Raw genomic sequence first — 12,765 nt, 5'->3', positions numbered from 1 at the left:
CAGTTTTCAGGAATTCTCCATTCAGAAAAACACATTCATTTAATAAAAAATCGAAAAATTCGACATATTTGATTTAAAAAAAATATTAATATATTTGAATTATATAAAAGATGATGAAAACTATATAAATGGAAACTAACAGAAAAAATGTACTTGTGATTGACGATCACAGCATTGTAAGACAGGGTGTTTTTCTGCTTATCAGAAAGCATTTCTCAAATATAAATGTATTTGAAGCGTCAACATTGAATGAAGGAAGATCAGTTATAAAAAGGGAAAACATAGATTTTATCATCCTGGATATTAATTTCCCTGAAGGAAACAGCTTAAGTTTTGTCGAGAACCTGTCTGTTGAATACTGCGGCGGTATAAAAACGCTTATCTTTTCTGCTCTTGAAGAGGGTATCTATGCTTTTAAATTCATAAAGGCCGGTGCCAATGGCTTTCTCAGTAAACTTTGCGAACAGGACGAGATCATCCGGGCATTCAGCAAGTTTTTTGAATCCGGAAAATATATGAGTGACGAGCTTAAAGAAAGACTCCTGGAAAATATGATCCGGAAAAGCGGCGCTACGCCTATTGAACTGCTGTCATTACGGGAGCTGGAAATCGCGAGGCTTTTGGTTTCGGGACTTACAAACAATGAGATCGCATCCAAGCTTTACATTCACAAATCTACCGTAAGTACTTATAAGAACCGGATTTTTGAAAAGCTGGGAATTAATAACATTCCGGCACTTCTAAATTTTTTAAGTGTGAATTAAATCGTAAAACTAAGGGTAATTTTTGTCCCCTGCCCTTTTTTACTTTCAATATTAAAAGTCACGTCTATAAGAGGTAAGAGTTCTCCAATAATTTTCATTCCTAATTGCGGCCCGTTAAACTTGTCAGAATTTTTAATTTGGGACAGTTCCTGTTCAGACATTCCTATCCCGGTATCCTCAATCACCAGATGAAACCGGCATTCGTCTTTGATCCCGTAAATATAAATAAATCCCTGATTTGTATACTTCACGGCGTTATCCAGAATATTGTGAATCACGATGCTTAGCACATCCGGATTACTGATTACCGTGTGATCTGCACTTATGTTATTTTGTATCTGGATAAATTTAAACTCTGCCGCATTGAGGAACAGGCCGATTCTCTGTGTCATAAAGTCTCTGAGCACAATCTGCTCCCTGGATTTATAGTTGTCATAAACAAAAATCTTATTGTACCTGATCGTAGAATCAATAAATTCAAGAATCTGTGCAGAAGACTCTTTGATTGAGCTGATAACTCTTTTTTCGTAGGTTGAGTCGTCTATGCTATCCAATAAAATTCCCGTACTGATATTGATAAAATTCAGAGGACTTTTGATATCATGACTGATGGCTGCGACAAGCTTTTTTTTCCGGGAAAGCTGTGCGTAAAGTTCTTCCCTTGTTTTTGAGAGGGAATCTATGGTTTCGTTGAGCTCTGCCGTGCGTTCTTCAATTTTTTCACTGAGGATAATGGCCTCTTTTTCTGCCTGCTTTAATCTCAGGGTGTAGATGAGATAAAAAATCAGAAGCACAAGGATCACCATGGAAATTTTGAATACATCCGTTTCCCAGAAAGCGGGCCGTACATATACGTGCAGTGTTTTGTAGCTGTATTCGGATGAGAAGTTCTTCAGCTTTCTGACCACAATACTGTGTTTTCCTTTCGTCAGCGCATTAATATTGATAATCCTGTTTTCAGGCAGCGGCTGCCAGGTTTTATCATCGATCTTGTAATCGATATAATTATTTCTTTGATTTCCAAAATTTACAAAATCCACAAAAATCTTTACATACCCAAAATTTCTCTCAAGCTTTAAAACTCCGGAAACTACTTTTTCTTTTTCATTTATCGCCACACGGTCGATAAAGAAATCTTCAGCAGGCAGCACCGGGAAGGCTTTTTTGGTATCAATATAAACCATGCCGTTCATGGATGGAAATATTACATATCCATTGTTGAATACTCCATTATTGTTTGCTCCTCCATTAAACTCCGAGGTCAGAATACCGTCCTTTCGGGCATATTTATGGATATAAAAATTTTTATTCCCTTTTAAATAAGCATTAATGAAATCATTTTTCTTAACCTGAAAAAGCCCGTGATTCGATGAAAGCCAGTAAAAACCCCTTTTGTCATCGATTACACTGTGGACCGAAGATAAAATCTCCTTATTATGAAGAGGCTTGTAGAGCTTCCCTTCCTTGTAAAGATAAAGTCCTTTTCCATAGCTTTGTACCCAGAAAAAGGGATCTCCATTATTGTTATTAATGCTTCTGAAACTGATTCCGGACATAAGCTTTTTATAAATCCTCTTCTTTTCATTAAAAATAAAAAGTCCTTCGTTGGCAGCCAGAAGAAGTTCTTCGTCATTAACCTTAGCAATTCCTTTTATGCCGATATTAGTCTTAAAGAACATCTCCTCCGCAACTTTATGGTCTTTTATAACAACATATCCCAAGAGATGCCGGTCTTTGTACAACAGGGATAACCATACCTTATTACCAGAAGTGCTACTGATACAGTATACCGAAGAGTCATTAGTAAAATCTCTGACAATTTTTGTTTTATTATTAAACTGTAAGACGAGGGCGTGCTCACCTTTCAGAAGAAACTCTCCACGGTTGTCCAGTGGGACAATCCCGTATTGATCAATACCTGAAACTGGAATTGTTTTAATATAACCATCAATCCCGAACATATCTCCTTCACTTGTTAAAACTCTTCCCACACCATCATTGGTAAGCGAATGAAAAATACTTTTCCTTGGTGTGATGTGTGGATAAATAAATTTCTTCCTGATCAATAACAGGCCCTTTGACGAAGTACCGATACTGAGCGTCCTTGCAGATTCATCATAATACATATTGGAAACGGTAAGGTCACGGAGAGTTTTACCATCATAAATAAGGTCTAGGGTTAATAAGTTATTATGATATCCGACCAGGTAAATCTTATTATCGTTTCTGAGAAGAAGCTGTTTGTTGGGTATGTTTATAAAATAGTCGAAGTCCTTTGCCACTTTCAAGCCCGTTTTATATTCCCTGACTTTCCCGTTTTTTTCTATTTTTTCTATGACCGAACCATCCTTTATACGGAACAACTGGTCTCCCAGTAAAAAAAAACGGTAAAAAGATCGGGCATCGAATCTTCCTACGTATTGTTTCGTGTCCTTCTTCTGATAAAAAAGCTTGTCATAATCCAGATAATAAAATTCATTTTTCGAAATAAAATAAAAGAATTTCATCGCACTTGAATCTCTTGGAACCATTCTATTCAGTTTCCAGAGATTTCCGTTGCCACGCCTCATCAGGTCCTTAAAAAGAGAAGACTTAGCGTCAGTAATTACAGAATATCCTCTTTTAGAAATGAGCGAGGGAATCCCTCCAGAATTATAAAAGGTAAACAGCCAGTCATCAGCTGCAGATCCATCGATCATCAGGGTGCGGTTTTCTATCGATGGAACACCAATATCATGTACCAGAAAATTATTTCCATCAAACCTTACAATACCATCTTGTGTGGAAAGCCACAGAAAACCGTATTTATCTTTGACAATTGACATGATAGAATTCTGCGGAAGTTTACTATTGTCGGCATCATACCACTTTTCATAGTAAGCATCCTGCTGTGCACACAACGGACTGAATAACAGAAAGAAAAGCAATATCCAAAGAGAATTCATACCTTAAAAAATAAAATAATATAACAATTCGATGTAATACTAGTACTACATAGGGTAGTATAAATACTCATCAAATATTGAAATAGTATTACATATTTTATCTTTTCATAGAAATAACTTTGTGCCTGTAGTGTTAAAGTAATAAAAACTTAGAATTATTAAAAAACATGCAGCAAAAATACGATTTTTATGACATTATACATAGCAGTATATAAAAATAGTAGACTTATAAAAAAGTGAATTATAGCGATGACCTAAGAAAACCAAATGATAAGAAAAGATTAAACTTCCCATTCCGCATCTCCGATGGCCTATCATAGGGCAATCCCTGAGGGTCATCTTTGATACGGATAATGATCGTAATGATGAAATATCAGAAAGAAAAATAACTACAAATAGTGTCAGGAATATGAAAATACTATATGATCTAAAAAGAAATATCATGATTTTCACTGCTTCCTTATCACAAATTTCTGATAAGACCCATAAAAATAATCAACCGAAGTTGAGAAAAATTAAACAAAAAAAACGAAAACCATAAAAGCAAATGATGTAATACCCGAAAATAAATTCAAAACGCAAGATTCTAAAAACACATAATGATTATTAAGGTTCAGGGGTTGCAGAGATCGTCTCTGCAATTCTGAAAACCGACAGGAAAACACAAACTCATCATATCCAACGCACAGTGATGAAAAAAAATAGCTTAAGTGTTAACTCATATTAAGTGAAGGTGTTTCTTTAAGAAGTTTTGAGTATGTGCTTCAGGCTGTTTTAAAAGTTTTGACAGATCCTGGAATGCATCTTTGCGGAATGATATTCATTAAGACCATATCGTTCCGCAACTCAAAACTAAACCATACCCCTACGATCTAAAAATTTCTTGCAAACTTCAATTATAAAAAACATTATGGAAAGATCATTACCTGATTATAAAAAAATCTACGAGGACATTATCCGAAAAAAATGTCCTGAAAAATACAATCAATGTGCACCATTATTGAATAAAAATGAAATTTCAGCAATGGATGTCTTATCTCTCAATGAAATGGTTTTCGGTAAAACAGATGAGTCACAAATCATCAACCGGAAACATAAGAGCTATGATTACGAGTCTATTATTAAGATTCTGGACTATCAGAAGAAAAATGAACTTACTAATATTGAAATATCCAGACAGTTCGATCTGTCCCGAAATACAATAAGCAAATGGAAAAGAGAATTTTCTTACTGATTCCAAAAAATGCTATTAATTAAGATTAAATAGTATAGAATATATTACATGCCTTTCAGAACAGGTTCTTTTACCTTTTAAAAACATATCGTACGATCATCGTTTCAGCGACGTATACGGTATTGTTAGAACGTAAAATATTTTATTTGGTTTGATATTTTACCGGGAATAATTTTGGTTGATAGTTAATACACCCGCTGTTCTAAAAAGGCTATTTAAATCCAAACCTCACTTTCTGCTGAAAACATTTTAAAATCTCTCACCGTAAGACCGATCTAAAAATCTTTTTTGAGATTTTTTCTTTAGCAGGCGATCCAGCACCGCCACCCAGACTGTGGAAAGTAAAAGTGAGAGACAAGTGATGGCAAGCCCTGATTTATAAAGGCTGTATTCTATAATTCCCGACTTATACGCTACAGATAATGCCAGAATTCCAAATTCTCCGGTCTGTGAAAGTAAGGCACCTCCATACAAGCTTTCTTTCCAGCTAAACTTTAGTAAACGAAATGCTGCCGCAGACATCACACTGTTGCTGATGAGAACAAAAAAAGTTCCCAGAAAAATGATGCTGATGTTTGAAAGGAGATAAGAAACATCAAGGCGTAAACCAATAGAAACGAAAAACAGCGTCACAAAAAAAACTTTAAAAGGAAGTAACGAATGTTCCAGCCAGCCGAAAATTTTCACCCTTCCCACAATTACTCCTGCCATAAAACTTCCGAGCGCGCTGCTCATTCCTGCTACTTCGGCCACTAACCCGGAAATGAGACATAAGAATAATCCGGAAAAAACCTGTAGATCATGGTCCTCCTTGATGGATGCAAAGAATTTTGGCAATTTAATCTCCTGAAAATTCCTAAGCCTTTTCATCATAAAAAAAATAAGAAGGCAGAAAATGACCGGAAAGAGAATTTTAAATAAATGAAAATCATTAATTCCCCAGGCCTTCAACAAAGTAAGCACAGGAGCAAGAAGAAGATCCTGGAATATTAATATATTGAGTACCGTTAATCCGAAAGTCGTCTTCAGCGTATTGTGCTTATTTAAAAACTCACTGACCACAGCCGTACTGTTAAAAACAAACAACACCGTGATAAGTACGATACTTTTCACCGAAAGTTCCGCAAAATATCCCACAATACAGGCAAACCCTATACTCAGAATAATCTTAATAACCTGTGCTACAACAGGTTTCACAAGAGCACTCCGATTATCCGGAACATTAATTTCCATGCCTAAAAAAAACATCAGAAGCAGAATTCCTATTTCTCCTATTGTTTCTGTCTGTTCAGGGTTTGTAAAAACGCCGGAGATATGAGGTCCCAGGATAATTCCAACAAAAATATAAGCGATAAGATACGGCTGATTAAACCTTTTAAGAATAAACATCATTCCTAAAGTGGTAAGGCATAAAATACTTACTGACCAAAGTAATTCATTCATAACGTTACGGTATTTAAGAATAAACTGTTGGATACGAAAAAATTGGTTTTCCATCAAGGAAAACCAATGTATAAAATAAAATAATGATTACTGAATCTCTATGATCCGGGGTGCCTGCTTTTTAGCTTTTTCCGATTTTGGAATAGTGAGCTTCAGAACACCGTTTTCGTATTTTGCCTGAATGTGTTCTTCGTCCACAATATTTTCAGCAAGCTCAATACTTCTGCGGAACGACTGATAGCTGAATTCTCTTCGGACATAGTTTTCCTGCCTGTCTTCCGTATTATTTTTACGGGTAGACGAAATTGTAAGCGTATTACCTTCAAGAGTAATTTCGAAATCCTGCTTTTCCATTCCCGGAGCGGCGACTTCTACTTCAAAACTTTCGGTATTTTCTTTAATATTGACCGAAGGAAGCGTAGTAAGTGTGGATGAAAAATTGTTATTGCCCCAATTAAAAAGTTCGCGGCTAAAAAAATCATCGAACAGCACACGTGGATCTGCAGGGAGCAAACTGCCATTGTTTCTTTTAACGATTGACATAACTAACGAGTTTTTAAAGGTTAAACAATAAATCAATAATCGTAACACATTCATTACAAGCAATATGCCACATCTAAATTATGAAATCTTGTCATTTAATATGGAAAAATTGACATATTTATCAAGGTAAAAATTGACAAAATTATCTACAATACAGTATTTATGTATTCGGTTCAGATCGCTTATTTAAAATTATTTATTTACAATAATCAACCTTTCATATTCAATCTTTCTTCCTGTAAATCAAGCAGTCGCAGATGTTTCCTGATGATATCTTCATCGAGCAGAAGTTCTTCGCGGTTTTTATGGATAAGCCAGCTTCTCTGAGTGTCGAGGATGTCGATATAAATACGTCTGTATTCTTCGTAATTTAAAATAATTTCAGAACTGCTCAATTGGTTTTCGTATTTCTGCAATTGATCTTTCAAAGCCGGAAAACTTTCTATTTTGTTCGCATAATCACTTCTGATTTTATCGATGGCTACCGTGGCCAAACTGTTCAGAATTTCGTAATCTATTTCTTTTACGCTTTTTGTAAAATCCCGGTCTACCGGTGGAAATCTCTTCAGAAAAAAAGGGAGTGTAAGCCCCTGTAAAAGAAGCGTGAGCAAAATTACGATAAAGGTAATGAACAGGATCATATTCCTTTGCGGGAAAGGAGAGCCATCATCCAAAGTCAAGGGAATGGAAAGTGCGGCCGCGAGGGAAACTACGCCTCTCATTCCGGTCCAGCCAATTATTAAGGGGGTTTTCCAGCCGGGTGACTGTGCATCGGCAACCGTGATGAAATTTCGCATGATTAAAGTGGTGACCACCGCAGCATAGCCTGCCAGGATTCTGACAATAATCAGCACAGCGGTTACTGCAATTCCGTAGCCGATCGCCGTAAAAATATCTGTATCGCCTAATCCGGAAACAATTTCTGGTAAATCTAAACCGATAAGCATAAAGACAACTCCATTTAACAGAAAGCAGAAACTTTCCCAGACTGTTACCGTACGTATTCGTGAGGCACTGCTTAAAAAATCATGACTGCGGTAAGAAAGAAATAATCCACCGGTTACTACTGCCAAAACACCCGAAGCATGCAGCTGTTCCGCCGCCAGATACATTGAGAACGGGGCAATAAAGGTTAATAAAATATCTATATTTGAATCGGTCGGTAAAAGTTTGTGCATTTTCAGAAAAACGTATGCTATAGCAATCCCGATTCCTAAGCCCCCCAGGCACATCCATATAAAACTTCCGGCTGCTTCATGCCAGACAAACTGCCCCGTTGCGGCGGCAATCATGGCAAACCTGAAAATGATCAGAGAAGAAGCGTCATTCAGCAGACTTTCCCCTTCAAGAATGGAAGCCAATCTTTTCGGAACTTTTACGAATTTTAAAATAGCACCGGCACTCACTGCGTCTGGCGGCGAAACGATTCCTCCCAATAAAAAACCAAGTGCCAGAGAAAACCCGGGGATAAAATAATTGGCAAAGACAGCGACTGACAATGCCGTAAAAAAAACAACCACAAAGGCAAAGCTGAAAATGATCCTGCGCCATCTCCAGAGCTCTTTCCATGAGGCTGACCATGCGGCTTCGTAGAGCAATGGAGGTAAAAAAATGATAAACAGTAATTCCGGCTCTACTTTAATCGGTGGAACGCCGGGAATAAAACTTATTAAAAGCCCCGCCAATACCAAAAGAACAGGATATGCCACCTGAATTTTATTGGCCAGCATGATAAGCATTGTAATCAAAAAAACCAGGAAGAGATAGAATTCGAAATCTTTAAGCATATAAAAATTTTAGATATTTAAATATATATCAAATTTTTAAAAACCCGATTTGTCTTTAGATATAATTTGAAGAATCAAAGAATCATTTTTTAAGATACAAAATATATTGAAGGCTTAAATGATTATGTCCTGATCCATACCGTATCGCAAAGAATCATCGCTTCAATGAACCTTAAAACCATTCACCAAAAAATTCCTTTGCCTCATTTCATCAGAGTAAGCAAGTCGTATGTGGTCAACAGTGCACATATCATTTCGTTTGACAGCTATTCGATCAACTTTGATGACAGAGAGGTTCCGATGGGTGAAATTTATAGGGAAAATTTCATTAAATCCTTCACAGATGGTATGTTGTAACGGTACGAAGGATAACTTTAAACAACCTGGATTGTGCTGATTTAACGATAGCGATTAAAATAATTTACCACTCTCGCATGGCATTAAAACAAACGTTTTATAGAAAACTGTCGCGCAAAATCATCAAATTCCGTCCTGAAGCTTCTCCCTACCGGAAGTGAAATCTTGTCTACCAACACTTCATTATTACTGATGGCGGTGACATGATCGCCATTGATGATAAAAGACCTGTGTATCCTTATAAAGCCCTTTTGCTGTAAATTGGCAGCCAGCTCAGAAACGGACATTTTAGAAACGGTGACCGTTTTATCTTTTAGTACGGTTTTAACATCATTACCAATGCTTTCGAAATAAAGAATGTCTTTGATCAGGATTTTCCGGTGAAAACCCTCCGACCTGAGAATCAGAAAATCATCTTCATTCTCCTTTCCCGCTTTGCTCAGTATTCTGTCTGCCGCTTTGAAAAAACGTTCAAAGGTAATCGGTTTCAGCAGATAATCCACCGCTTCAAGCTCAAAGCCCTCAATCGCAAATTCGCGGTACGCCGTGGTGAAGATCGTCTGTGGTTTCTGACGAAGTGATTTCAGAAATTCAATACCATTCATATCCGGCATCTGGATATCGAGAAACATCAGATCTACATTTTTCGTTTGCAGAATCACGTAGGCTTCCATTGCATTTTTAGCTGTGCCCACGAGTTTAAGTCCTTCAATTTTAGACACATGATTTTCCAAAAGCCTGATGGCCAAGGGTTCGTCATCTATAATAATACAGTTAATCATTTCCGGGAGTCATTAATTTTACTTTGAACCAACTGTCTGCCTTTTTTATTTCCAGTGAATATCGATTCGGATAATTCAGTTCAAGCTGTCTTTTGATATTTTCCAGCCCTATTCCGGACCTTGAATCATGGAGTTTTTCAGAAAATTGATTTTCCACCTTAAAGATAGCATGCTCCGTCGTGGTTTCAATAGAAATTCTGATCTCAATATGGCCATTGGTTTTTTCAGCTCCGTGTTTAAAGGCATTTTCAACAAAAGACAAATACAGCAGAGGCGGAATACGGCTCGGGAAATCAATTTTTTCCTCTACACTCACTTTCAGCCTTTCATCATAACGAATTGTTTCAAGTGCTATATATTCTTTAACAATATTAAATTCATCACTCACAGAAACCAGATCTTTCTGTCCCTGATAAAGAATGTAATCCAGGATGTCGGAAAGCCTGCTGATCGACAGGGAGACAGAATCGGGATCTGTTATCGATAAAGAATAGATGTTGTTCAGCGTATTGAACAGGAAATGCGGATTGAGCTGGGCCCTCAGGACTTTTAATTCCAGTTCGGATTTTTCTTTCTGCAGCTGTAACGTATTCTGTTTCTCGTCTTTATACCGAAGCATAAATTTCATGGAAATAAAAATGAATGCCCCGGAGATGATAGGCAATAGGTAATGGAACAAAAGATATTGGATATCGGTAAAAATATCTATTATGCTGTCCTGTGGCTCATCGGTAAATAACGGTTCGGCAGCATACACGATAAAAATACGGTTTAGTACGCTTAAAAGATATATTCCAAATACAAAACCAATCGTAAAAAGAGCATATTTTTTACGTTCAAAGAATTTGCGTATCAGAATAGAATAGATGAAGTTGGCCCCGATAATCTGGAAAATCCAGTGGCCTATGTCATAGTATAATATTTGAATGAAATTTTGCCGGTCATGTTGCCATATTCCGAAAACGAATAACGCGATCCAAAATACAGCCTGATGCACGATTTCCCGGCCTAATTTTATGCCTGATGTTTTTTTCACAATACCGTAAAGATATTATTTAAATCATTTCATTCGACCTCCGGTTTTCAAAGCATCTGTTTTGATGGCGAAAAACATCGATAAGCTGGTAAACGCAGCAATCTGCCGTATACATTCAAAATGGATGATTGTACAGGCATTGATTTAAACCCATATTTAAAATTTGGAATTTCACAGAAAAAAATAATGGAGAGCGAAAAATTTCACGGGCTTGATCATCTGAGAGCTTCTGCTATTGTACTGGTACTCCTGTATCACTACAGAATGTTTGAACACCCGGCCTGGATCGACAGCATCGGCTGGATTGGCTGGACGGGGGTCGATCTGTTTTTTGTACTAAGCGGATTTCTTATTTCCAACCAGTTATTCAGGGAAATCAGAGAACACAAAACCATCAGACCGAAAATTTTCTTTATCAAAAGATTTTTCAGGATTATTCCGCCCTATGCTTTTACACTGCTATTGTATTTTTCTGTTCCGGCCTTCAGGGAGCGGGAAGCACTTCCTCCATGGTGGAAATTTATAACCTTTACGCAAAATTACGGACTTGATGTAATCAGTCAGGGAACGTTTTCGCACGCCTGGTCACTGTGTATCGAGGAACAGTTCTACTTTGCACTGCCGCTTCTTTTATTGACCCTCATCAGGCTGAAATCAATAAAATCCATAAAATTTGGAATTGTTTTTCTTCTTGTTACCATCATTCTGCTCAGGGCTTTTCTCTGGAATCACTATATCATTCCTAATATCAATAGTGAAGATTTCTGGAAAGAGTGGTATATGAACATCTATTATCCTACCTACACCCGGTTGGACGGTCTTTCCATGGGAGTCCTGATCGGCTACCTCTTCCAGTTTTCAGCTAAGTTTAAGGGGTTCGTTGAACGGAATGGAAACCGACTTTTGCTGACGGGAATATTGGCCGTCGCATTCTCATTGTGGTTTTGCAGGGATCAGTATTCTGCCAGCGCATCGATTTTTGGTTTCACCCTGGTGGCCGTCAGTTATGGAATAATGGTAGCGGGCGCCATTTCAAAATCATCATTTCTAAGCAGAAAGCCTTGTTTTATAACCTCACAATTGGCGGTTCTCTCCTACTCTGTCTATTTGTCGCACAAAGGCATTATCCATCTTGTACAATTGTTCCTGGATGAAAATAATATTCCGGTTTCCGGCAATACAACCGTGATTATTTGCTTTCTGGCTTGTTTAGCGATCGGTTTTTTCTACCGGTACAGCATTGAAAAAGCATCGTTGATGATCAGGGATAAAGTCTTACAAATTAATTACTCAAATATCAAATAAATACCTTTAAATCAAGTATTTAAATAAAATTATCTAATACCTCCTCTATGAAAAACATTATTCTCATTGTCGTAATGCTGCTGGGCAATCAGGCAATGGCTCAGCATTTTACCAAAGAAAAAACCGAAATTAAAAAAATAGTCAAACAGTTTAAAGAGAGTATTATAAGGAAAGATTCTACAACGTTTTACAGTTTGTTCCATGAAGATCCCGTGGTCTGGATTGGTGTCGTGAAAAACAGATCACAGCAAAAACGATTGGAAAAGAATCCAGGTAACGGCAAAAACTTTTTCAGCGATACATACAAAAATTTTTTCCGTTACATCATGGAAACAGGAGTGAAAGAGGAAACATTTGAAAACATCAGGATCATTAATGATGATGTAATCGCCAGTGTGACATTTAACTATTCATTCCGCGAGGGAAAGGACACCACAAACTGGGGGAGCGAATACTGGCATCTGATCAAAGCACAGGGGCAATGGAAGATTGCAAGCATCATCTATTCATATGAAGATGCAAAGATTTTCCCCAGAGTACATGACCATTAAACATTTCTTTTTCAATTT

At 37.1% G+C, this 12,765-nt stretch carries 11 protein-coding genes; 5 read left to right on the top strand and 6 right to left on the bottom strand.

Going from position 1 to position 12,765, the window contains the following annotated elements; translation table 11 throughout:
• Window positions 1-128: 128 nt before the first annotated feature.
• The gene (locus tag AC0N32_RS10140) at window positions 129-764 is read left to right on the top strand and encodes a response regulator (protein WP_476393733.1); all 636 of its coding nucleotides are present in this window, start codon (window positions 129-131) and stop codon (window positions 762-764) included.
• Here the strand turns inward: AC0N32_RS10140 and AC0N32_RS10135 are convergent.
• The gene (locus AC0N32_RS10135) at window positions 761-3,709 is read right to left on the bottom strand and encodes a sensor histidine kinase (protein WP_476393732.1); all 2,949 of its coding nucleotides are present in this window, start codon (window positions 3,707-3,709) and stop codon (window positions 761-763) included. The two genes, AC0N32_RS10140 and AC0N32_RS10135, sit on opposite strands and share 4 nt — an antisense overlap.
• A 910-nt stretch (window positions 3,710-4,619) precedes the next feature.
• Between AC0N32_RS10135 and AC0N32_RS10130 the strand changes: the two genes are divergently transcribed.
• The gene (locus AC0N32_RS10130; RefSeq protein ID WP_476393731.1) at window positions 4,620-4,943 is read left to right on the top strand and encodes a helix-turn-helix domain-containing protein; all 324 of its coding nucleotides are present in this window, start codon (window positions 4,620-4,622) and stop codon (window positions 4,941-4,943) included.
• A 249-nt stretch (window positions 4,944-5,192) separates the two neighbouring features.
• On the opposite strand, the gene AC0N32_RS10125 is transcribed toward AC0N32_RS10130, so the two are convergent.
• The 3 genes from AC0N32_RS10125 to AC0N32_RS10115 all read right to left on the bottom strand — a co-directional run bounded on the left by AC0N32_RS10125 (window position 5,193) and on the right by AC0N32_RS10115 (window position 8,716).
• On the bottom strand, window positions 5,193-6,386 hold the full coding sequence (locus AC0N32_RS10125; RefSeq protein WP_476393730.1) for a cation:proton antiporter domain-containing protein: 1,194 nt from the start codon (window positions 6,384-6,386) through the stop codon (window positions 5,193-5,195).
• An 87-nt stretch (window positions 6,387-6,473) separates the two neighbouring features.
• Complete coding sequence (locus AC0N32_RS10120; protein WP_476393729.1) at window positions 6,474-6,929, bottom strand: Hsp20/alpha crystallin family protein; 456 nt, start codon at window positions 6,927-6,929, stop codon at window positions 6,474-6,476.
• A 209-nt stretch (window positions 6,930-7,138) separates the two neighbouring features.
• Entirely contained in the window at window positions 7,139-8,716 is a 1,578-nt protein-coding gene (locus AC0N32_RS10115; RefSeq protein WP_476393728.1) for a Na+/H+ antiporter, read from the bottom strand.
• Between the two features lie 105 nt (window positions 8,717-8,821).
• On the opposite strand from AC0N32_RS10115, the gene AC0N32_RS10110 reads away from it, so the two are divergent.
• Entirely contained in the window at window positions 8,822-9,073 is a 252-nt protein-coding gene (locus tag AC0N32_RS10110) for a LytTR family transcriptional regulator DNA-binding domain-containing protein (RefSeq protein ID WP_476393789.1), read from the top strand.
• 83 nt (window positions 9,074-9,156) lie between these two features.
• Here AC0N32_RS10110 and AC0N32_RS10105 read toward each other — a convergent pair whose 3' ends face one another.
• Together AC0N32_RS10105 and AC0N32_RS10100 are read right to left on the bottom strand one after the other, a co-directional pair.
• Window positions 9,157-9,855 (bottom strand): LytR/AlgR family response regulator transcription factor, encoded by a 699-nt coding sequence (locus AC0N32_RS10105; protein ID WP_476393727.1) that lies wholly within the window; start codon window positions 9,853-9,855, stop codon window positions 9,157-9,159.
• Window positions 9,848-10,891 (bottom strand): sensor histidine kinase, encoded by a 1,044-nt coding sequence (locus AC0N32_RS10100; protein ID WP_476393726.1) that lies wholly within the window; start codon window positions 10,889-10,891, stop codon window positions 9,848-9,850. Before AC0N32_RS10100 ends, AC0N32_RS10105 begins: the two co-directional genes overlap by 8 nt.
• Window positions 10,892-11,077: 186 nt before the next feature.
• Here AC0N32_RS10100 and AC0N32_RS10095 point away from each other — a divergent pair, with 186 nt between their 5' ends.
• Together AC0N32_RS10095 and AC0N32_RS10090 are read left to right on the top strand one after the other, a co-directional pair.
• Window positions 11,078-12,196: an acyltransferase family protein gene (locus tag AC0N32_RS10095; RefSeq protein WP_476393725.1), complete on the top strand. Its 1,119-nt coding sequence runs from the start codon at window positions 11,078-11,080 to the stop codon at window positions 12,194-12,196.
• A 47-nt stretch (window positions 12,197-12,243) separates the two neighbouring features.
• Window positions 12,244-12,747, top strand: a complete 504-nt coding sequence (locus AC0N32_RS10090; RefSeq protein WP_476393724.1) for a YybH family protein — start codon at window positions 12,244-12,246, stop codon at window positions 12,745-12,747.
• The last annotated feature ends 18 nt before the right edge of the window (window positions 12,748-12,765 follow it).

Source organism: Chryseobacterium endophyticum, from assembly GCF_056333165.1.
The sequence above is the reverse complement of the archived record's forward strand: the minus strand, read 5'-3'. Positions and strand labels throughout refer to the sequence as shown.

Bases quoted from the DNA above. Each gene is read 5' to 3' on its own strand.
- AC0N32_RS10125 (WP_476393730.1), bottom strand. From the start codon at position 6,386: ATGAATGAATTACTTTGGTCAGTAAGTATTTTATGCCTTACCACTTTA.
- AC0N32_RS10105 (WP_476393727.1), bottom strand. From the start codon at position 9,855: ATGATTAACTGTATTATTATAGATGACGAACCCTTGGCCATCAGGCTT.
- AC0N32_RS10135 (WP_476393732.1), bottom strand. From the start codon at position 3,709: ATGAATTCTCTTTGGATATTGCTTTTCTTTCTGTTATTCAGTCCGTTG.
- AC0N32_RS10120 (WP_476393729.1), bottom strand. From the start codon at position 6,929: ATGTCAATCGTTAAAAGAAACAATGGCAGTTTGCTCCCTGCAGATCCA.
- AC0N32_RS10090 (WP_476393724.1), top strand. From the start codon at position 12,244: ATGAAAAACATTATTCTCATTGTCGTAATGCTGCTGGGCAATCAGGCA.
- AC0N32_RS10115 (WP_476393728.1), bottom strand. From the start codon at position 8,716: ATGCTTAAAGATTTCGAATTCTATCTCTTCCTGGTTTTTTTGATTACA.
- AC0N32_RS10095 (WP_476393725.1), top strand. From the start codon at position 11,078: ATGGAGAGCGAAAAATTTCACGGGCTTGATCATCTGAGAGCTTCTGCT.
- AC0N32_RS10140 (WP_476393733.1), top strand. From the start codon at position 129: ATGGAAACTAACAGAAAAAATGTACTTGTGATTGACGATCACAGCATT.
- AC0N32_RS10130 (WP_476393731.1), top strand. From the start codon at position 4,620: ATGGAAAGATCATTACCTGATTATAAAAAAATCTACGAGGACATTATC.